Annotated in this window: 19 protein-coding genes; 11 read left to right on the top strand and 8 right to left on the bottom strand. The window is 72.4% G+C overall.

Annotation, left to right across the window (positions count from 1 at the left end):
• Position 1: 1 nt before the first annotated feature.
• Genes AC4MBH_RS19000 through glf form a run of 3 tightly spaced genes read right to left on the bottom strand, consistent with a single transcriptional unit; the run spans position 2 to position 4,186 of the window.
• Positions 2 to 898 carry an ABC transporter permease gene (locus AC4MBH_RS19000; RefSeq protein ID WP_491796943.1) on the bottom strand — a complete coding sequence of 299 codons (897 nt, stop codon included), beginning with the start codon at positions 896 to 898 and terminating at the stop codon, positions 2 to 4.
• A complete protein-coding gene (locus tag AC4MBH_RS18995; protein WP_491796942.1) occupies positions 891 to 2,933 on the bottom strand; it encodes a glycosyltransferase in 2,043 nt (680 codons plus the stop codon). The genes AC4MBH_RS19000 and AC4MBH_RS18995 overlap by 8 nt, the downstream gene beginning before the upstream one ends.
• Positions 2,934 to 2,938: 5 nt before the next feature.
• Entirely contained in the window at positions 2,939 to 4,186 is a 1,248-nt protein-coding gene (gene glf, locus AC4MBH_RS18990; protein WP_491796940.1) for a UDP-galactopyranose mutase, read from the bottom strand.
• A gap of 126 nt (positions 4,187 to 4,312) precedes the next feature.
• On the opposite strand from glf, the gene AC4MBH_RS18985 reads away from it, so the two are divergent.
• Entirely contained in the window at positions 4,313 to 5,386 is a 1,074-nt protein-coding gene (locus AC4MBH_RS18985; protein ID WP_491796939.1) for a phosphatase PAP2 family protein, read from the top strand.
• Between the two features lies 1 nt (position 5,387).
• Here the strand turns inward: AC4MBH_RS18985 and AC4MBH_RS18980 are convergent, their stop codons facing one another.
• Entirely contained in the window at positions 5,388 to 6,320 is a 933-nt protein-coding gene (locus AC4MBH_RS18980) for a glycosyltransferase family 2 protein (protein WP_491796938.1), read from the bottom strand.
• The gene (locus AC4MBH_RS18975; RefSeq protein WP_491796936.1) at positions 6,317 to 7,222 is read right to left on the bottom strand and encodes a glycosyltransferase family 2 protein; all 906 of its coding nucleotides are present in this window, start codon (positions 7,220 to 7,222) and stop codon (positions 6,317 to 6,319) included. Before AC4MBH_RS18975 ends, AC4MBH_RS18980 begins: the two co-directional genes overlap by 4 nt.
• 23 nt (positions 7,223 to 7,245) lie before the next feature.
• On the opposite strand from AC4MBH_RS18975, the gene AC4MBH_RS18970 reads away from it, so the two are divergent.
• On the top strand, positions 7,246 to 8,025 hold the full coding sequence (locus AC4MBH_RS18970) for an inositol monophosphatase family protein (RefSeq protein ID WP_491796934.1): 780 nt from the start codon (positions 7,246 to 7,248) through the stop codon (positions 8,023 to 8,025).
• Here the strand turns inward: AC4MBH_RS18970 and AC4MBH_RS18965 are convergent.
• Positions 8,022 to 9,476: an LCP family protein gene (locus AC4MBH_RS18965; RefSeq protein WP_491796932.1), complete on the bottom strand. Its 1,455-nt coding sequence runs from the start codon at positions 9,474 to 9,476 to the stop codon at positions 8,022 to 8,024. The two genes, AC4MBH_RS18970 and AC4MBH_RS18965, sit on opposite strands and share 4 nt — an antisense overlap.
• A 148-nt stretch (positions 9,477 to 9,624) precedes the next feature.
• Here AC4MBH_RS18965 and AC4MBH_RS18960 point away from each other — a divergent pair, with 148 nt between their 5' ends.
• Both AC4MBH_RS18960 and AC4MBH_RS18955 read left to right on the top strand, forming a co-directional pair.
• Positions 9,625 to 10,842, top strand: coding sequence for an LCP family protein (locus tag AC4MBH_RS18960; protein WP_491796930.1), 1,218 nt, complete (start codon positions 9,625 to 9,627; stop codon positions 10,840 to 10,842).
• Entirely contained in the window at positions 10,839 to 11,723 is an 885-nt protein-coding gene (locus AC4MBH_RS18955) for a crotonase/enoyl-CoA hydratase family protein (protein WP_491796928.1), read from the top strand. The genes AC4MBH_RS18960 and AC4MBH_RS18955 overlap by 4 nt, the downstream gene beginning before the upstream one ends.
• Here AC4MBH_RS18955 and AC4MBH_RS18950 read toward each other — a convergent pair.
• Positions 11,720 to 12,439, bottom strand: coding sequence for a sigma-70 family RNA polymerase sigma factor (locus AC4MBH_RS18950; RefSeq protein WP_491796927.1), 720 nt, complete (start codon positions 12,437 to 12,439; stop codon positions 11,720 to 11,722). The genes AC4MBH_RS18955 and AC4MBH_RS18950 overlap by 4 nt on opposite strands.
• Positions 12,440 to 12,777: 338 nt before the next feature.
• Here AC4MBH_RS18950 and AC4MBH_RS18945 point away from each other — a divergent pair, with 338 nt between their 5' ends.
• From AC4MBH_RS18945 to AC4MBH_RS18920, 6 genes are all read left to right on the top strand, one after another.
• A complete protein-coding gene (locus tag AC4MBH_RS18945; RefSeq protein WP_491796925.1) occupies positions 12,778 to 13,200 on the top strand; it encodes a CoA-binding protein in 423 nt (140 codons plus the stop codon).
• Positions 13,197 to 13,622 carry an alternative ribosome rescue aminoacyl-tRNA hydrolase ArfB gene (gene arfB / locus AC4MBH_RS18940; protein ID WP_491796924.1) on the top strand — a complete coding sequence of 142 codons (426 nt, stop codon included), beginning with the start codon at positions 13,197 to 13,199 and terminating at the stop codon, positions 13,620 to 13,622. Before AC4MBH_RS18945 ends, arfB begins: the two co-directional genes overlap by 4 nt.
• 136 nt (positions 13,623 to 13,758) lie before the next feature.
• Positions 13,759 to 14,844: an alanine racemase gene (gene alr, locus AC4MBH_RS18935; protein WP_491796922.1), complete on the top strand. Its 1,086-nt coding sequence runs from the start codon at positions 13,759 to 13,761 to the stop codon at positions 14,842 to 14,844.
• Positions 14,841 to 15,785, top strand: coding sequence for a D-alanine--D-alanine ligase family protein (locus AC4MBH_RS18930; protein ID WP_491796920.1), 945 nt, complete (start codon positions 14,841 to 14,843; stop codon positions 15,783 to 15,785). Before alr ends, AC4MBH_RS18930 begins: the two co-directional genes overlap by 4 nt.
• Positions 15,786 to 15,796: 11 nt before the next feature.
• Positions 15,797 to 17,086 (top strand): sensor histidine kinase, encoded by a 1,290-nt coding sequence (locus tag AC4MBH_RS18925; protein ID WP_491796918.1) that lies wholly within the window; start codon positions 15,797 to 15,799, stop codon positions 17,084 to 17,086.
• Complete coding sequence (locus AC4MBH_RS18920; protein WP_491796916.1) at positions 17,083 to 17,766, top strand: response regulator; 684 nt, start codon at positions 17,083 to 17,085, stop codon at positions 17,764 to 17,766. Before AC4MBH_RS18925 ends, AC4MBH_RS18920 begins: the two co-directional genes overlap by 4 nt.
• Here AC4MBH_RS18920 and AC4MBH_RS18915 read toward each other — a convergent pair.
• The gene (locus tag AC4MBH_RS18915; RefSeq protein ID WP_491796915.1) at positions 17,672 to 18,781 is read right to left on the bottom strand and encodes an acyltransferase family protein; all 1,110 of its coding nucleotides are present in this window, start codon (positions 18,779 to 18,781) and stop codon (positions 17,672 to 17,674) included. The two genes, AC4MBH_RS18920 and AC4MBH_RS18915, sit on opposite strands and share 95 nt — an antisense overlap.
• A gap of 146 nt (positions 18,782 to 18,927) precedes the next feature.
• On the opposite strand from AC4MBH_RS18915, the gene AC4MBH_RS18910 reads away from it, so the two are divergent.
• Complete coding sequence (locus tag AC4MBH_RS18910) at positions 18,928 to 20,484, top strand: BCCT family transporter (RefSeq protein ID WP_491796913.1); 1,557 nt, start codon at positions 18,928 to 18,930, stop codon at positions 20,482 to 20,484.
• Positions 20,485 to 20,503: the final 19 nt, after the last annotated feature.

Below are 20,503 nucleotides of genomic sequence, written 5' to 3'. Positions count from 1 at the left end.
GTCAGAGCCTCTCGGGGATCTTGTTCTCCAACCGGCTGAAGACCAGCTGACCGATCCCGAGGATGACCGCGCTGACCACGACCATCGCCAGGCCACGCAGCAGGAGGTCGTCGGGCATCACGGTGCGGCTGTCGGTCGAGCCGACCCAGAAGGCCCGCTGGAACAGCAGCACCGCGTTGGCGATCGGGTTGAGGAGGTAGTAGGGCTCGGCCGCGCCGAACCGCTCGGCCACCATCTCGTAGCTGTAGATCATCGGGACGCCGAAGCGCACCAGGTTGGTGATGATGGCCACCGCGCTCCCGACGTCGCGGAAGAACACGTTGGCGGCGCTGAACAGCAGCGCCATGCCCGTGCCCAGCAGCATGATCATCACGATGGCGACGACCATGCAGGCGACGCCGTAGACGTCGGGGGTCCAGCCGTAGCAGATGGTGGCGACCAGCAGGATCACCAGCTGCGGGCCCACGTGGTAGAGCGAGACGAGCATCGTGGCCACCGGGAACATCTCCCGGGGCATCGCCATCTTCTGCACGATCTGCCGGTTGCGCACGATCGAGCGGGTGCCCGCACCCATCGTCTCGGTGAAGAAGTGCACGATGACCAGCGCCGAGAAGATGTGGATGGCGAAGTTCGGGATGCCCCGGTGCAGGGCGAAGACGACGCCCATGATGAAGAAGTAGATGCAGAACTGCGAGAGCGGGTTGATGTAGGACCACAGCAGCCCGAGCAGCGAGCCCTGGTAGCGGGCACTGATCTCGCGGCGGACCAGCAGCTTGAGCAGGTAGCGGCGTCGCAGGACGCCGGCCAGGCCGTTGTCGGCCGACGGCGCCCGCAGGGGCGGCAGGTCGGCGTCGTCGCCCGGTGCCGGGCCGACGGGGGCCTTGGCCAGGTCAGTCATCGCCGCGCTCGGACGTCCACGGCCGGAACGTCTCCTCCCACGCCTCCGGCGAGGTGATGTCGTCCAGGGCCGCGCGGTACTCCTCGGCCAGCCGGGGCCACTCGCGGCGCAGCCGCTCGTGGACGTCGACGGTCTTGCGGACCAGCTCGCGGAACTTCGCCGGGTCGCGCTGGTAGAAGGCGGCCGACGTGCCGTCGTTCATCGAGACCACCGCGGAGTCGAGGCGGCCCAGCCGGAACCACTTGGCGTCGATCGCGCGGATCTCGGCCTCGGGGTGCTTGCGCGACAGGGGCCGGGGCCGGCGCATCTGGCGCAGCGGCTGCAGCGCGGCGTTGATCCGCAGCTGCCGCCCGGTCGGCACCTCGGTGCCGTCGCGGCCCTTGCGGGGCGGCTTGGTACGGCGTACGGGCGGGAACGCGTCGGGGTCGGCCTGCAGCTGGGCGTCGGTGAACTGCTTGCGGAACGCGTTGACCTCGGCGAGCTTGGTCGGCAGCACCTCGTGGAGCCGGTGCGGACCGGCGAGCACGTCGAGCAGCGCCTGGTGGCGGATCTCGACCGTGGAGTACTGCATCGCGACCAGGTGGGCGATCTGGTGGTTGCGGCTCTCGCGCACCATCCGTCCGCCGTTCGGGTACTGCGAGTGCAGCAGCGCCGCCACGAACCGGTTGCGGACGTGGAAGTAGGCCTGCCAGTCGAGGGCGTCGTTCTTGTCCGACCACGGGATGTGCCACACCGCGGCGCCGGGGAACGTCACGGTCGGGTAGCCGGCCTCCTTGGCCCGCAGGCCGAACTCGGAGTCGTCCCACTTGATGAACAGCGGCAGCGACAGGCCGATGTCCTCGAGCACGACCCGCGGGATCGTGCACATGAACCAGCCGTTGAAGTCGACGTCGACGCGCTGGTGCAGCCAGCGCGTGGAGCGCAGGTTGCGGGCCGAGAAGTCCCAGTCGACGAAGACGCCGGGGGCCGACTGCCACCAGAACCGCCACGGCTGGATGATCTCGCCGAAGCTGTGCATCCGCGACCGGGCGTAGAGGTTGAACATGTGGCCGCCGACGATGGTGGGACGCCGGCACAGGTCACCGAACGTGACCGCGCGGATGATGCCCTCGGGCTCGCAGACGACGTCGTCGTCCATCATCATCGCGTACGTCGCCGTGCCCTTGCGCACGGACTCGAGCTGGCCCCGGGCGTAGCCGCCGGACCCGCCGAGGTTGCCCTGCTCGATGACGCGCAGCTTGTCACCGAGCACCTCCGCGGCGTAGGCGAACTCCTCGGAGTCGACGACCTTCTGGGTGCCCTGCTCCATCACGAACACCGTGTCGAGGTAGGGCTCCAGCGTCGCCCGCTCGCCGATCTGGCCCAGCAGCTTGGCGCAGAAGTCGGGACGGTTCATCGTCGTAATGCACACGTCGACGGTGCCGTGCTGGGCCCGGTCGGCCGGCACCTCGGCGGTCCACTCGGCGCTCTCCACGACGACGTCGCCGTCACCGGCGACAACGTCGTACCAGTACCAGCCACCGTCGACGAACGGCTTGAGCGTGAGGTCGAAGCCGAAGGTCTCGGTCTCCTCGGAGGTGGTGCTGACGGCGTCGACGCGCTGGCTGTTGCCGCGGGCCATCGACTTGTAGATGATCACCGTCGCGCCGGCCCCGCGCACCGAGATGGTCAGGTTGACCTCGGAGACGACCGTCCAGCGGCGCCAGTAGCTCGCCGGGAAGGCGTTGAAGTAGGTGCCGAACGAGAGCCGCTCGCCCGAGGTGACCCGCAGTGCCGTGCGGGACTCGATCTGGTCGGGGTGGATGGCAGCGCCGGTGGTGACGCCGTTGCGCATCGTCGCGGCGTTGAGCTCGCGGGCGTTGCGGTTGCTGCCGACCTCGTACTTGTCGGCGTCGAGGACGGCGGCCTCGGGGTCGACGTAGAGGGCCAGCACGTCGAAGTCGCGGTCGGTCGGCATGATCTGCCGCTGCAGCAGCCGGCGCGCGGTCTGCTCCGTGCCGTCGTCGACGCTCTGTGCCGTGCTCGTGGTGGTCATGCTGCTCACTCGTCCACTCCCCCGCTGGTCAGCGGTGCTCCGTCGGCGAAGTGCGGCCGGAGCAGGTTGTCGTACATCGACAGCGCGGACCCGATCGCCATGTGCATGTCGAGGTACTTGTAGGTGCCCAGTCTGCCCCCGAAGAGGACCATGGGCTCCTGCTTGGCCAGCTCCCGGTACTTCAGCAGCTTGGCTCGGTCTTCTGCGGTGTTGATCGGGTAGTAGGGCTCGTCGTCGTCCTCGGCGAAGCGCGAGTACTCGTGCACGACGATCGTCTTGCCCGGCAGGTAGGTCCGCTCGGGGTGGAGGTGCTTGAACTCCAGCACCCGCGTGAACGGGACGTCCTGGTCGTTGGCGTTGACCACACCGGTGCCCTGGTAGTCGTCGACGTCGAGCGTCTCGCGCTCGAGGTCGACCGTGCGCCACGACAGGCGGCCCTCGCTGTTGCCGAAGTACTCGTCGACCGGGCCCGTGTAGACGATCGGGACCTTGCCCTTGTACTGGTCGGCGACGCCGTTGGACCGGTCCAGGAAGTCGGTGTCGAGGCGGATGGTGATGTTGGGGTGGTCGGCCATCCGCTCGAGCCAGGCGGCGTAGCCGTCGGTCGGCAGGCCCTCGTAGGTGTCGTTGAACCACCCGTCCTGGAACGTGTAGCGCACCGGGAGGCGGGTGATGATGTCCGCGCTCAGCTCGGTCGGGTCGGTCTGCCACTGCTTGGCGGTGTAGCCCTTGATGAACGCCTCGTAGAGCGGGCGCCCGATCAGGCTGATCGCCTTCTCCTCGAGGTTGGCCGCCGACCGCGTGTCGAACTCGCTCGCCTGCTCGGCGATCAGCGCCCGCGCCTCGTCGGGGGTGTGGGCCTTGCCGAAGAACTGGTTGATCAGCCCGAGGTTCATCGGCAGGGAGTAGACCTGCCCCTGGTACTTGCCGAAGACCCGGTGGCGGTAGCCGGTGAAGGACGTGAACCGGTTGACGTACTCCCAGACCCGCTTGTTGGAGGTGTGGAACAAGTGCGTGCCGTAGAGGTGCACCTCGATACCGGTCTCCGGGTCGATCTCGGAGTAGGCGTTGCCGCCGAGGTGGTAGCGGCGCTCGAGGACCAGCACCTTGAGGCCGAGGTCGGTCGCGCAGCGCTCGGCGATGGTCAGGCCGAAGAAGCCCGATCCGACGACGACGAGGTCGGGCTGCTCGGCGGGCTGCTCGGCGGGCTGCGCGACGGGGTCTGCGGTGGGCGGCGGGGTGGCGTCTGACACGATGGTCGAGTCTACGGACGACCCACCCCCCGGCCCGAAACCGGCGCGCCCACGACTACCTCACACCTGCCGCGCACCCGGCCCGGTGATGCGCCATTTCCCGGGCGCACGATTTACCCTGGCCGGATGGAAGAGCCTCGTCCGCACGCCGGTCTGCGTGCCGCCCTGGAGCTGAACTTCGCCTGGGCCTGGGTCGCCGGCTTCGCCATGGCCGTCGCGACGGGGCTGCTCGCCGCGATCTCCGAGGTCCCGGTCCTCGACCCCGACGCGGTCGTCGCCGGCGTCCCCGCCTACGTCCGGATGCCCGCGATCATCCTGGGCGCCATCGCCCTCGACATCATCGGGGTCACGCTGTGGCGCGCCCGCCGCGACCGCAACGGGTTCCGGTGGGGTGAGGTGGCGCGCGACCGCTGGCACCGGACCCAGCTGCTCTTCGCGGTCAGCGGGGTGGGCGCCTGGTACCTGACCTACGCCACCTTCCGCAACCTCAAGAGCTACGTCCCGTTCGTCAACGGCAAGAACTGGGACGCCGAGCTGCGCGAGCTCGACCAGTGGCTGTGGTTCGGCCACGACCCCGCCGTGGTGATGCACGACTTCTTCGGCACCGGCTGGGCGGCGCACTTCTTCAGCGGCGTCTACTTCGTCTGGATCGTGCTGGTGCCGGCCACCATCGCCATCGCGCTGGTCTTCGTCCGGCACCGTCCGGCCAGCTCCTGGTACGTCACCGCGGTCGCCCTCGACTGGATGCTCGGCGCGGCCATCTACTTCGCCGTGCCGTCGCTGGGCCCGGTCTTCACCGCCGCGCAGCGCGACCAGTTCGGCGACCTGCCGCACACCTACAACTCCAACCTGGTCGACGTGCTCTGGTCCGACCGGGTCGCGGTGCTGGGAGACGTCTTCGGTGCCGGCACCCTGCAGACCATCGCCGCCTTCCCGTCGCTGCACTGCGGGATCATGGTCACCATCTGCCTGATCGCCCAGTACGTCGGCCTCCCCCGGTGGATCCGCGTCCTGTCGTGGGTCTTCCTGGTGCTCACGATGATGTCGACCCTCTACCTCGGCTGGCACTACTTCGTCGACGTGATCGCCGGTGCCGCGGTCGGCTCGTTCACCGTCTGGGTCGCCGCCCTGGCCACGGGCAACACCATCGGGCTGCGGCCGCGGCTGCAGGCCGAGCAGCGCGAGACCGTCGACGCCTGAGTCAGCGCGGCTGGGGCTCGGCCTCGGCGGAGAGCCGGTCCATCCGGCGCGCGTCCCGCACCGCCCGCACCACGTTGCCGGCCTCGGCGCGGCCGCCGCGCAGCGGGCTGAGCACCACCACGGCCAGCGCCACGAGCCAGGGCTTGGCGCGCACCAGCCGGTTGGCGCCGTAGCGGCGGTGGACGACGAAGAGGTTGCGGTACATGTAGTAGCCCTTCCACCCCGCCAGGTCGTGCTGCTGGTCGAAGTCGAGCTGGCGGACGAGCACCGCGTCGCGCACCGCCCAGATCCGCCGGCCCGTGCGGCGGGCGCGCAGGGCGTAGTCGACGTCGTCGTAGAAGATGAAGTACGCCGGGTCGGGCAGCCCGATCTCGGTGACGACCTCACGGCGCACCAGGAAGCCCTCGAAGGCGACGTTCTCGACCTCGACCAGCTCGGGCATCGCGGCGCGGGTGCCGAACTCGGTCTCGACCATGCCGGTCTTGGGCTTGATCGCCAGCGGGTTGTCGAGGTCGAAGCGGGTCGCGGCCTTCTCGACCAGGGCGCCGGCGAGGTCCTCGCGGACCGCGGTCAGGCACGCCTCGTCGTGGCTCATCAGCACCGCGAGGCAGTCGGGCGCCGGCACCACGTCGTCGTCGATGAGCCAGATCCGGTCGACCCCGCGCGCGTACGCCGTCCGCACCCCGGTGTGGAACCCGCCGGCGCCGCCGGTGTTGTCGTCGAGGTGCACCCGCTCGAGCGGCAGCCCGGCCGGCGCCGCGTCGAGGACGGCGCGGGTGTGGTCGGTGCTGGCGTTGTCGACCACGACCACCAGGTCGGGTACCCGCTCCTGGGCGGCCAGGCCGGCGAGCACCCGGGCCAGCAGGTCGGCCCGGTTGTAGGTGACGACGACGACGCCGACGGTCTCGGCGGTCCCCGTCGCGGCACCTGTCACCGGAGGTACCGCCGGTGCCCGGTGAAGTCGCCGCGGACGCCGGCCCAGGCGGCCCGGGCACTCATCGGGATCCGGGCCGGCTGGCGCCGGGTGAAGGCGTAGAACCAGAGGGTCTTGACCCAGAACATCAGCACGTGCGGCCAGCCGCGGTAGGTGCGCAGGTTGACGGTGTTGTTGCGGGCCATGCAGTAGTGCTTGAGGTCGCTCGGCGTGTGGTTGTACGTCGTCCGCCCGCGCATCATCGGGGTGCCGAGGTCGTCGGTGGCCGGGTGCGCGAACCGGGCGGCGACCACGGTCGCGATCCGGGCGCCGGCACGCTCGGCCCGCCAGAGGTACTCGACGTCGTCGCCCCAGATGAAGAACTCCGCCCGCGGGACCCCGATCTGCTCGACCAGGGCACGGGTGACCAGGACGCCGTTGAAGGGGATCACGACGCCGCGCACCAGGCCGTCGCGCGCGGCGGCCTCGACGTCGGCCATCCGGTGCACGACCGTGGTGCCGCCCGGCAGCCGGATCGGGAAGCACAGCCGCGACGGGTCCTGCTCGGCGAGCACGGCCGGACCCCAGAGGTCGAGGTCGCCCTCGTGCTCCAGGAGGCCGGCGAGGCAGTCGGGCTCGGGCAGGCCGTCGTCGTCCATCAGCCAGACGAGGTCAGCGCCCCGCTCCACCGCCCAGCCCAGGCCGTCGGCGAACCCGCCGGCCCCGCCGGTGTTGGTCGCCAGGGTGCGCACGACGACGCGGTCGAGACCGTCCTGGTCGCGCAGCCACTCCCCCGTGCCGTCGGTCGAGGCGTTGTCGACGACGAGGACCTCGGTCACCTCGGGCACCTCGCGGAGCCGGGCCACCAGGCGCTGGAGGAGCCCCAGGCGGTTGAACGTCACCACCACCGCCGTCACCGCCACGGCCGACACCCTACGGTGAGCCCGTGGAGACCGATGACATCGCTGCCCTGCTCCGCGACGTCGCCGCCGAGGTCATCACCCCGCGGTTCCGGCTGCTCGGCGAGGGCGACGTGAGCGAGAAGAACCCCGGCGACCTGGTCACCGTGGCCGACCGCGAGGCCGAGGTGCTGATCACCGACGTGCTGGAGTCGGCCTACCCCGGGGCGGTGGTGCTCGGCGAGGAGGCCACCGCGGCCGACCCGGACGTGCTGGCGCGCTACGCCGCCGCCGAGCACGCCTTCACCGTCGACCCGGTCGACGGCACCAAGAACTTCGTGCACGGCTCGCCCGACCACGCCGTGATGGTGGCCGAGCTGCGCGGTGGCGACGTCGTGCGCTCGTGGATCTGGCAGCCGCAGCACGAGGCGATGTACGTCGCCGAGCGCGGCGCCGGCGCGTTCTGCAACGGCGAGCGGCTGACGACGACGCCCCCGACCGGATCGGCGCAGGGGTGGCGCGGCGTCACCTCCCGCCGCTCCTGGGTGGGGCACGCGCTGGTCGGTCACGCCCCGCTGGAGCAGTCGTGGGTCGCCTGCGGCGTCGACTACCCGCGCCTGGTCGAGGGTGCCGCCGACTACCTCGTCTACTGGCACTGCCAGCCCTGGGACCACGCCCCGGGCCTGCTGCTGGTCACCGAGGCGGGCGGCGTCGTCCGCACCCCCGACGGCGGGACCTACGAGCCGCGGGCGCGTCGGGACGGACTGGTCGTGGCGCCCGACCGCGCGACGTACGACGCCGTGGTGGCCGGGTGGGACCTGTCCTAGCAGGACGCGGCCAGGTCGTCGGCCTGGTTGGCGGCGTAGCCCTCCTGGAGGGAGCCGATCGACCCACCGGTGACGGCGGTGGCGTCGGGCTTCGGCCCGCCCCCACCCTTGCGCGGCGCGGGCGCGTCGCCCTCGGCCCGGTCGATCGCCTCGGCGACCTTGCGGTGCACCAGGTCGATGTCGGGGTGGGCGGTGTCGATCATCGGCGGCACCAGCGAGACCGAGGCCATCTTCTGGCTGCGGGCCTTGAGCGCGAGGTCGACGAACCGGTCGAGCTCGGAGGCCGGCAGGTCGGTCCTGACCATGTCGGAGGTCGCCCGGGCGATGCTCTCGAAGTTGCGCACGGCCTGGGCGGGGCTGACCTGCTGGAGCAGTGCGTTCATCACGCACTTCTGGCGGGCCATCCGTGAGTAGTCGTCGGAGCCCTCGCGGGCGCGGGCGAACCACAGCGTCTCGAACCCGTCGAGCTCGCGGGTGCCGGCCTCGATCTCGCCGGTGACGGCGTCGCCGGGCAGCCCGATCGGGATCGGCTGGCGCACGGTGAGGGTGACGCCGCCGACGGCGTCGACCAGGTTCTTGAAGCCCTCGAGGTTGACCATCGCCCAGTAGTTGATCCGCAGGTCCGTGACGCCCTCGACGGCCGAGATGGTGGCGTCGATGCCGGGGTCCTCGGAGCCGGGGAAGAGCTCCCGGTTGTCCTCGGCCCAGGTGCTGACGCCGTTGAGCATGCAGCCCTCGCAGTCGAACCCGTCGGGGAACTGCTCGGCCATCACCGTGCCCTCGCGGAACGGGAACCGGGTCAGGTTGCGCGGCAGCGCGACCAGCACGGTGCGGCCGGTCTCGGCGTCGATCGAGGCCACCGTCATCGAGTCGGTGCGCGAGCCCCAGCGCCCGGCACCGGCGTCGCCGCCCATCAGCAGCACGTTGTAGCGCCCGGCGTGGGCGTCGCTGGCCGAGCCGTCGCCGAAGGTGGTGAGGATGAAGTCGCGCTGGACCGAGACCAGGTGGGCGCTGAACAGCAGCACGCCGGCGACGCCGAGCACGAGCAGGCCGTTGACGCCGACCGAGACCCGGCGGTGCGTCATCGAGTAGCTCAGCGGCTGCCCGATCCGCCAGGCGTCGAGGAGCAGCGCGGCCCAGCCCAGCGCGCCGACGACCAGCGCGGCGTTGAGCCAGAACAGCAGCGCGGTGTCGGTGGCGAAGGTGATCACCAGCGTGCGGTCGACCAGCAGCGCAGCGACGGCGACCACGCCGAGGGCGAGCGCGCCGACGTAGATCACGAACGCGACCATCCCGACCCGGCGGTTGCCGGCGACGACCTGGGCCGAGCCCGGGGCGAGCAGGGTCATCAGCATCAGGGACAGGGCACGCCGGAAGCGCACCTGGGCGGCACGTCGGGCGACCGGGGTCGACGACAGCGCGCGGTAGGAAACGGGTGACACGGAAGACATCAGGGGAAGAACCTCTGCCTGGGGAAGGAAGCAGACCGTCCGTCAGTATCACCAGTCACAGGAGTCACAGGCGTGCAGACGCGCCGAGCGAGGGAGGATCGGCTGCCGAACCCCTCTCGCGACCGGACGACCGGTAGCGTCTCGCGTCATGAGCGATCGCCCGGGGAGCCGGGGGCCCGACGACGGACCCGAGTTCGGCTGGCTGTACGGCCAGCGGCCGGGCAGCCCCGGCGACGACCCGGAGGCGACCCGCCGGCTGCCCGTGCAGCCCCGGCCCGACCAACCCCAGCAGCCGCCCCAGCAGCCCCCGCGACAGCAGCCGGTGCCGCCGCCGCACCAGCCCGGTCCCCCGCCGCCGTTCCAGCCCGGCCCGCCGCCGCGTCGCCAGGGCGGCGGCTTCTGGGCCAAGCGCCGGTCCAACCCGTTCTTCTACGTCCGGGTGGTCCTGGCGCTGCTGCTCGTCTGGGTGCTCTACACCGTGGCCGTCCCGTTCATCACCTGGCAGAGCGCCGACCGGGTCGACTTCGAGCCCGACGCCGACCGTCCCGGCGAGCAGGACGGGACGACGTACCTGCTCGTGGGCAGCGACTCGAGGGGCGACCTCACCGAGGCCGAGCGCAAGGAGCTGGCCACCGGCAACCCGCAGTCGGAGCTCACCGACACGATGATGCTGCTGCACACCGGCGACGGCCCGAGCGTGCTGCTGTCGATCCCCCGCGACAGCCGGGTCGACCGGGGGTTCTACTCCGGCAAGATCAACGGCGCCTACGCCCAGGGCGGCGCGCGGCTGCTGACCCGCGTCGTCGAGGCCGAGACCGGCGTCCGGGTCGACGAGTACGTCGAGATCGGGCTCGGCGGCGTCGTCGACGTCGTCGACGCGGTCGGCGGCATCACCATCAACCCGCGCGAGCGGCTCAAGGACCCGCTGGCCGGGCTCGACGTGCGCAAGGGCGAGCAGGAGGTCGACGGCAAGACCGCGCTGGCCTACTCCCGCTCGCGCAAGGAGTCGGCCCTCGGCGACCTCGAGCGCGTCCGCCGCCAGCGCGAGGTGATCGGCGCCATCGGCGAGAAGGTCCTCTCGCCGTGGTCGGTGATCAACCCGGTGCGCTGGTGGCGGCTCAACGACGCCGTCCCGTCGTTCTTCCGGTTCGGCGAGGGCACCAGCGCGCTCGACGCCAGCCGGTGGGCGCTCGCGATGACGCGCACGAGCAACGGCGACAACCGCACCTGCACGATGCCGGTCACCGACGGCTCGGCCGAGGTCTGGGACCGCGACCGCGCCGACCCGCTGCTGAAGGCGATCGCCGACGACGAGACCGACCGGATCACCGACGAGCAGTGCACCCCGAACGGAGTCCGGCCGTGAGCTACCAGACCCTGGACTGGTCGGTCGACGCCGACGGCGTCGCGACCCTGACCCTGGACCGGCCCGACGCGCTCAACGCCTTCGACCTGACCATGGCGCGCGAGCTGCTCGCGGTGTTCACCACCGACGCGCTCGACGACGACGTGCGCGCCGTCGTGGTGACCGGCGCCGGCCGGGCGTTCTGCGCCGGGATGGACCTCTCGGCCGAGGGCAACGTGTTCGGTCTCGACGAGACCCTCGACGTCACCCCCGAGACGCTCCGCGAGCGGTTCGACGACCCGGCGTACGCCGACGGCGTCCGCGACACCGGCGGCCGGGTCACCCTCGCCATCCACGCACTGCCCAAGCCGGTGATCGCCGCGATCAACGGTCCCGCCGTCGGGATCGGCGCCACGATGACCTTGGCGATGGACCTCCGGCTCGCCTCGACCCGGGCCCGGATCGGCTTCGTCTTCGGCCGGCTCGGGATCGTGCCGGAGGCGGCGTCGACCTGGTTCCTGCCGCGGATCGTCGGCGTCTCCCAGGCACTGGAGTGGATCTACTCCGCGGAGGTCCTCACCGCCGAGGCCGCGCACGCCGGCCGGCTGGTGCGCTCGGTGCACGAGCCCGATGAGCTGCTGCCGGCCGCCCTGGAGCTGGCCAGGTCGTTCGTGGTCGACCGCTCCCCCGTCGCGGTCGCGCTGGCCAAGCAGCTGGTCTACCGCAACAGCGCCGCCGACCACCCGCTCGAGGCGCACCTCTCGGACTCCGTGGCGATGTGGCACACCTCGGTCGGCGACGGCAAGGAGGGCGTCGCGGCGTTCCGGGAGAAGCGCGCGCCGCGGTTCACCGGCAGGGCGTCACGGCTGCCGCGGATCTTCCCGGCCGAGTCGGAGGACTAGGCGGCGAGCGAGCGGCGCATCTTGCGCAGGATGCCGGTCAGCAGCCGGGAGACCTGCTCCTGGCTGATCCCGACGTCGGCGCCGATCTGGGCCTGGGTGCGGTTCTCGAAGTAGCGCAGCTCGAGGATCCGCCGCTCACGCGGGGGCAGCGAGTCCATCAGCGGACCCAGGGCGACGCGCGCCTCGGCACTGGCGAAGGCCGGGTCGAGCTGGCCCATCCGGTCGATCGGCGACTCGACGCTCTCACCGTCGGGCCGCGGGGCGTCGAGGGAGACCGGGCTGAAGCAACCGGTGGCCGACATCGCGTCGACGACGAGGGTCAGCGGCACGTCCAGGTGCAGCGCCACCTCGGCGGGGAGCGGGCTGCGCCCCAGCTGCTGGGTCAGCTCGGCGTCGGCGAGCGTCACCCGGGGCTGGACCTCCTGCACCGAGCGCGGCGGGCGGACCGCCCACCCGGAGTCACGGAAGTAGCGGCGGATCTCCCCGCGCAGCGTCGGCACCGCGTAGCTGAGGAAGTCGTCCCCGACCGCCGGGTCGAAGCCGCGCACGGCCTTGACCAGCCCGAGGTAGGCGACCTGGTCGACGTCCTCGGCCGGGATGCCCCGACCGTGGTAGCGCCGGGCGACGTCGGTGGCGACCTGCATGTTGAGGCGGATCGCCTCGTCCTCGTAGCGGCTGCGCTCGGCGCCGCCGGCCTCGCGCGCTCGGAGGAGCAAGCGCGTTGTCTCGACTCGACGACGTGCGTCACTGACGGTGCGACTCGACCCCATGTGCGAGCTACCTTCCGGAGCGGGATCTCCCAGTCGAGATCCCCAAAAGTGATGTTGACATGCCGTCATCCGAGGCGCAAGCGTTTCCGTGGGACGCGTGGGGCCCGCAGGGCGGCCTGGCGACCCCGGATGTGCCCGGGTGAAGGAGCCGCCGAGTGGGGGGATCCCGGCGGCTCACGCCGTGATGTACCCCGGGTGCCGGACGGTATGCGACCGAATTTGACTGATCCGCCCGCCCGGTCCGCCCGCCCGGTGCGCTTGACCGGTTGGACTAGCGTGCCGGGATGGCCACCTCCCCCGACTGGCAGGACCCCGCCGCCGTCGCGATGATGCTCGACGACTGCACGGTGTGGGCCGTGGTGGGCCTGACCACCAACACCGACCGGACGGCGTACTCGATCGCCGCGATGATGCAGCGGCGGGGCAAGACGATCGTCCCGATCAACCCCGACGCCGCGGAGGTGCTGGGCGAGCAGGGCTACGCGACCCTGGCGGACGTGCCGTTCCCGGTCGACGTGGTCGACGTCTTCCGGCGCTCCGAGCACGCCGGCGAGTTCGCCGACCAGGCGGTGGCGATCGGCGCCCGCGGCGTCTGGTTCCAGCTCGGCGTCGTCGACGAGGCGGCGTTCGCACGCACCCGGGCGGCCGGCGTGGCGATGGTGATGGACACCTGTCCCGCCATCGAGTACCGCCGCCGGGAGTCGTGACCGGGGCGCCGGGGTCCGACCTGGAGGTCCGGCCCGGCGTGACCGTCCCCGCCGTCGAGCTGGTCGAGCGCTTCAGCCGGTCCTCGGGGCCGGGCGGGCAGTCGGTCAACACCACCGACAGCCGCGTCGAGCTGGAGTACGACGTGCTGGCCTCGACGGCCCTCAGCGACGCCCAGCGGGCGCGGGTCGTCGGCCGGCTGGGCTCGCCGGTCGTCGTGGTCGCCTCCGAGCACCGCTCGCAGCACCGCAACCGGGTCGCCGCCCGCGAGCGGCTGGCCGCCCGCCTGCGCGACGCCCTGCTGCCGCCGCCGCCGACGCGCCGGGCCACCCGGCCGACCAAGGGGTCGCAACGGCGCCGCCTGGAGGCGAAGAAGCAGCGCGGGCAGACCAAGTCGCTGCGCGGCCGCGTCCGCGGCGACTGACCCGCCCAGGACCGACCGTCCGGTACCTGCGGCCAACCCGGCGGCACCCGAGGACGATCCGGACCACCCCGCGGCAGACCTAGCGTCGTCGTGTGCCCACAGCCCTCCCCGTCCCCGCCCCCGGTCCGGCGAGCGCATGAGCGCCCGCCTGTCCGTCGACCACCACGCCGTCGCCGCCAACACCGCGCTGCTCGCCGCCCGCACCCCGGGCGCGCTGATGGCGGTCGTCAAGGCCGACGGCTTCGGCCACGGCGCCGTCGGCGTCGCCCGCACCGCCCTGGCCCACGGCGCCTCCTGGCTCGGCGTCACCAGCATCGAGGAGGCGCTCGCGCTGCGCGCCGCCGGTCTCGGTGCGCCGGTGCTGAGCTGGCTGAACGCGGTCGACGCCGACTACACCGCCGCCGTCGCGGGGCGGATCGACCTCGCCGTGCCCGACCGCGACCACCTCGACGCGGTCGTCCGCTCGGCCGTCGGGGCCCGCATCCACCTCCACCTCGACACCGGCATGGCCCGCGACGGTGCCTCCCCCGGTGCGTGGCCCGCGCTGTGCCGCGCCGCCCGGGACGCCGAGCGCGACGGCCGGGTGCGGGTCGTCGGCGTGATGGGTCACCTCGGGTGCGCCGAGGTGCCGGGCCACCCGGCCAACGCCGTGGGCCGGGCCCGCTTCGACTGGGGGCTCCGCGTCGCCCGGGCCGCGGGGCTGCGTCCGCCGCTGCGCCACCTCGCGGCGACGGCCGCCACCCTGACCGACCCCGCGTCGGTGCACACGATGTGCCGCGTCGGCGCCGGGCTCGTCGGCATCGACCCCAGCGGCACGACCCGGCTCGCCCCCGCGCTCACCCTCACCGCACCCGTCGTCGGCGTACGCCGGGTGGGCACCGGCACCGCGGTCGGCTACGGGCAGGCCTGGACCACCGACCGGCCGACCACGCTCGCCCTGCTCCCGGTCGGGTACGCCGACGGGCTGCCCCGGGTCTGCGAGGGACGCGCCGAGGTGTCGCTGGGCGGACGCCGGCGCCCGGTCGTGGGCCGGGTGTCGATGGACCAGGTGGTCGTCGACGCCGGCGACCACCCGGTCGCGGTGGGCGACGAGGCCACGATCTTCGGACCGGGGCACCTCGGCGAGCCGACGACAGCCGAGTGGGCAGCGTGGGCCGGCACCATCGAGCACGAGATCGTCACCGGCATCGGTGCCCGGGTGGTGCGCTCGTGGGCCGCGTGAGGGTCGCGGTCGTCGGCGGTGGCGCCAGCTGCGAGCACGACGTCTCGCTCGCCTCGGCCGCCTCGGTCGCCGCGGCTCTCGACCCGCAGGCCTACGAGGTCGTCCGCCTCACCATCGACCCGCACGGCACCTGGCTCGACGGCGGCGGCCGCCCGATCGGGCTCACCGGGGCCGCGTGCGTGCTGCGCCGCTGCGACGTGCTGCTGCCGGTCGTCCACGGCCCGCACGGCGAGGACGGCACCCTCGCGGCGCTCGGCGACCTCGCCGGCCTGCCGGTCGTCGGCTCGGGCGTCCGAGCCGGAGCCCTCGCCATGGACAAGTGGGCCACCAAGCTGGTGGCCGGCGCGGTCGGCGTCGCGACCGCGCCCGGCGTGCTGCTGACCCGTCCGGCGTACACGTGGACGCACCCGGTGGTCGTCAAGCCGGTCGCCGCCGGGTCGAGCCACGGCGTCACCCTGGTCGACGACCCCGCCGGTCTCGACGACGCGCTCGCGGCGGCCTTCGCCCTCGACGACCGCGTGCTGGTCGAGGACGTCGTGGTCGGCCGCGAGGTCGACGTCGCCGTGCTCCGCCGCCCCGACGGCGGCCGGGTCGTGGCACCGACCCTCGAGATCGTGACCGACGGCGTCTTCGGCTTCGAGGAGAAGTACGACGGCACCGCCGACTTCCGCATCCCGGCCGACCTCGAGGACCACGAGACCAAGGCGCTCGAGGAGGCCGCGGTCGCCGTCTACGACGCGCTGGGCTGCGCCGGTGTGGCCCGCGTCGACTTCTTCTGGGCCGACGGCCCCGACGGCCACCACCCGGTGCTCAACGAGGTCAACACGATGCCCGGGTTCACCGAGCAGTCGCAGGTGCCGCGGATGTTCGCGGCCGCCGGCCTCCCCTACCCCGCCCTCCTCGACCTGCTCGTGCGCGACGCGCTCGCGGGCACTCGGTAGCCTCGCGCCGGATGGACGACCGAGCGATCGACCGGGCGATCGAGCGCCTGCGTCCCTGGGCACCCGAGCTGGTGGTCGGGGTCGTCCTGCTGGTGCTGGGGATCCGCGAGGCCGAGTCCGCCGCGGTCTACACGGTCGACCCCTACCTCTCCTACCCGTCGCTGGTGACGCCGTCGTCCTTCGGGACCCTCTGCGCCGTCGCCGCCCTCACCGCCCTCGCCGCGGCCCTGTCGCGTCGCGCGCCGAGCGTCGCCCTGGGCCTGGCCTGGGTGCTGGCCCTGATGCACCTCCTCGGCGAGGTGCAGCCGATGTACGTCGAGCTGTCACTCGTGCTCGTGCTGTACGGCGCCGCGCGCTGGGGCCGGGTCGGCACCGTCGTGGCGGCCGGGATGTCGATCCCCCTCGTGGTGATCGCCGCCCTGCTCACCCTCTACCTCATCGGGTACGACACCTTCATCTACTCCCCCCTCGGCGTCGAGACGCGCCGCCTGTTCTCCGCCGCCAGTCCCAGCGGGATCGCCACCGCCCTGCTCGCAGCCGGCACGGTGCTGGCCGGACCGTGGCTGGCCGGGCTGACCGTGCGTTTCGCCCGGCGGGCGGTCGACTCGGGCGTCTCGCAGAACCGCGCCGAGGAGCGCGCTGCGCTGGCCGTGCAGCAGACCGAGCAGGCCCGCGAGATCGCCAGGCTCCGGGAGGAGCAGGCCCGGCTGGCCCGCGACGTGCACGACGTCGTAGGGCACTCGCTCGCCGTGATCCTGGCGCAGGCCGAGTCGGCGCAGTACCTCCCCGACGACGACCCGGCCCGCCTCAAGCAGACGATGGCGACCATCGCGGGCTCGGCCCGCTCGTCGCTGCAGGACGTGCGCCAGGTGCTGTCGGCCCCCCAGGGCGCCCCCGCCGAGACGCGCCCGCTCGACACCCTGGTCGACGGCGTGCGCGCCGGCGGGCACGAGGTCGTGGTGCGCGAGCTCGGCACCGCGCGGCCGCTGCCGCCCGAGCTCGAGGTGACGGCCTACCGCGTGCTCCAGGAGATGCTCACCAACGCCGTCAAGCACGGGCTCCGCGACGAGCCGGTCTTCGTGGAGCGGCACTGGCCCGACGACACGCTGACCGACGAGCTGCGGGTCGAGGTCCGCAACGCCGTCGACCGCGACGCGCAGGTCCGCGAGCGCGGACGCGGTCTCGACGGCATGCGCCAACGGCTCGAGGCCGTCGGCGGTCGGCTCGACGCGCGCCGTCGCGAGGAGGACGACGTCACGACGTTCACGGTCACGGCGTGGGTACCGTTGGGTCCCCGATGACCGACCAGTCCCCCACGTCCCCCGACATCCGGGTGCTGCTCGTCGACGACCAGGAGCTGTTCCGCGAGGGCGTGCGCGTCATCATCGACGCCCAGGACGGCATGGGCGTGGTCGGGGTGGCCGCCGACGGCGTCGAGGCCGTGCGCCTGGTCGACGAGCTCGACCCCGACGTCGTGCTGATGGACATCCGGATGCCGGAGATGGACGGCGTCGAGGCGACCCGGCAGGTCTTCTCCCCCGTCCGGGTCGCCGGCCGGCAGCGGCCGCTGCGGGTCGTCGTGCTCACCACCTTCAACCTCGACGACCGGGCCGCGACGGCCATCCGGTACGGCGCCAGCGGGTTCCTGCTCAAGGACACCACCCCGGTCCAGCTGCGTGACGCGATCCGCACCGTGCACGCCGGCAACGCCGTCCTCGCCCCCGGCGACCTGACCGCGCTGATGGCTGGCAGCTTCACCACGCGGCGCCCGACCCCGGCCGCCTACCTGGGGCTGACGGACAAGGAGCGCGACATCTTCGACCACGTGGCCCGCGGCCGCTCCAACAGCGAGATCGGTGCTCTGGTCTTCGCCAGCGAGTCGACCGTCAAGACCCACGTCGGCGCGATCCTGCGCAAGCTGGGGTTGCGCGACCGCGTGCAGATCGTGGTCTACGCCCACGAGCACGGACTCGTGGGCTGAACGCCCACCCGGCCCCGCAGCCGAGCAGCAGCCGGTGCAGGGCCAGCGAGGCCGCGAGCACGGCGGCCGTCACCACCAGCGGGTAGGCGGTGGCGAGCGGGAGCGACCGCGACAGCGCGCCGCCCTCGCCGACCAGGGACGCCGACGCCAGGTGGGCGAGCGCGACCAGCGGCAGGTGCAGGACGTAGACCGGCAGCGTCCGTCGACCGAGCCGGGCCAGCGGCGCGCCCAGCCGGGTGCGACCCGCGAGCACCGCCACGCCGGCGCCGGCGGCGACGCCGAGGAGCCCGAGCACGGGTCGCACCCCGAGCCAGTGGTCGGCCCCCAGCACCTGCCACACCAGCGCCGCGCCGACGAACGCCGCGACCGCGAGCAGGACCGTCCGGCGCGCGTCCGGCAGCAGCAGGGCGCGCGCCCGCGGGGGCAGGTGCGCGACCCGGGTGCCGAGCAGGAACCACACCAGGTTGGTCAGCAGGCCCGCCCGGTTGCCCGGCGTCGGCACCCACCCGGCGTACGCGACCGCACTGAGCAGCAGCGCGCCCGCCAGCGCGACGTGCGGGGCGGTACGCGTGACGCGCGCGACGACGACGTACACCGCCAGGGCCAGGAGGTACCAGAGGTTGCCGGGGGTGACGGTCAGCTGCTCGAGCAGGTCCCCCGGGCCGTGGGCGACCGCGGTGTCGAAGTCCGGGGTCAACCGCAGCACGACCGTGTGGACCAGGGTCCACAGCAGGAACAGGAGCAGGAGGGGCGCCACCCGGTCGTCCAGCACCCGCCGCCACGGCCGCTGCAGCACCGAGTGGGCGAACAGGCCCGAGACGAGGAAGAACAACGGCATCCGCACCGGCAGCAGCGACTCCGAGAGGGCACCCCACGCGCCGGTCACCGGCACCGCGGTGTCCCACGGCAGCGGCAGGTAGTCCTTGGGGGTCACGTGCCACAGCACCACCAGGACGATGCACGCGCCCTTGGCGACGTCGGGCCACAGCAGGCGCTCGGAGCGCGGTTCACTCACGCGTCGATGCTGTCGGCCCCGGAGGCCGGGCGGATCGGTCGCGGGTACCGCGGACGTGGCCGCTGGTACGAGACGCCCGCGAGCTGTTGTAGATTATCTCGACTTTGTCACTAGACATGACCAATGGACAACAGCACGGAGGCACGATGAACCGCGTGGTCAAGGGCGTCGATCCGGTCGTCTTCTGGGGGTCGGCCCTCCTCATCGCCGCCTTCGTGGGCTGGGGGCTGTTCGCCCCCGACAGCCTGGGCAAGGTGATGAAGACCAGCCTGGACTGGGTGATCGGCAACTTCGGCTGGTCGTTCGTGCTGCTCGCGTTCAGCGCCCTGGCGCTCTGCGTCTTCCTCGTCATCCACCCCTGGGGCCGGACCCGTCTCGGGCCCGACGACTCGCGCCCGACGTTCGGGACCTTCTCGTGGGTCTCGATGATGTTCGCGGCCGGGCTCGGCGCGGGCCTGCTGTTCTACGGTGTCGCCGAGCCTGTCACCCACTGGAGCAACCCGCCGCACGGCCTCGCCGAGCCGCAGAGCGAGGAGGCCACCAAGACGGCCCTGCGCTACACCTACTTCCACTGGGGGTTCAACGGCTGGGCGATGTACGCCGTGATGGGCGGCGCGATGGCCTACTTCAGCTATCGCAAGAACCTGCCGACCCTGGTCAGCGCGACGCTCACGCCGCTGTTCGGACCCGACGTCACCACCAAGCCGATCGGCCGCGTCGTCGACGCCCTCGCCATCGTCGCCACGCTGTTCGGGACCGCCACCGCCCTCGGCCTCAACGGCCTCCAGCTCAACAGCGGCCTGGAGTACCTCTTCGACGTGCCGAAGTCCGACACCGTCGCGGTCGTGATCATCGTGGTGGTGACCTCGCTGTTCCTGGTCTCCGCGACGTCCGGGGTCGAGAAGGGCATCAACTTCCTGGCCAACCTCGGCGCCTTCGCCACCATCGGCCTGTTCGTGTTCTTCCTCGTCGTGGGCGGCTCGACGGTGCTGGTGATCTCCAACGGCATCGAGTCGATCGGCGACTACGTCATCCAGGTCTTCCCGATGTCGCTGGAGACCGGCGTGGGCGACGAGCAGTGGATGGCCGGCTGGACGATCTTCTACTGGGCCTGGTGGGCCTCGTGGGCGCCGTTCGTCGGCATGTTCGTCGCCCGCATCTCGCGCGGCCGCACCATCCGCGAGTTCGTCATCGGCGTGGTCGCCGCGCCCACCGGCTTCGGGTTCCTCTGGTTCGCCGTCGTCGGCGGCACCGGGATCGACCTGCAGGAGAGCGGCAAGGCCGACATCCTCGGCACGCTGGCCACGCCGGAGCTCTCGCTCTTCACGGCCCTCGACGCCCTGCCGCTGCCGATCATCAGCTCGGCGCTCTGCGTGGTGCTGATCGCGCTGTTCTTCATCAGCGGCGCCGACGCCGCCAGCGTCGTGATGGCCACGATGGCCTCGCGCGGCTCGCTGCACCCGTCGCGGCTCGTGGTCGTCGTGCTCGGCGTCCTGATGGGCGGCATCGCGTGCGCGATGCTGCTGGTCGGGGGGCTGGTCGCGCTGCAGCAGGCGGCCGTGCTGGGGTCGGTGCCGTTCGCGGTGGTGCTCGTCCTGGTCGCCTGGTCGTGGGTCAAGGCGCTGCGCGAGGAGCACCGCACCGACCGCGTCGACGACGACGACCGGGCCGAGGTGCTGGTCGCGGCCCCCGACCGCGACTGACGACCCCACCCCCCATCCC

The organism is Nocardioides sp. WJ219, assembly GCF_058559815.1.
Note: the sequence above shows the minus strand (reverse complement) of the source record. Positions and strands in the feature narration are given on the sequence as shown.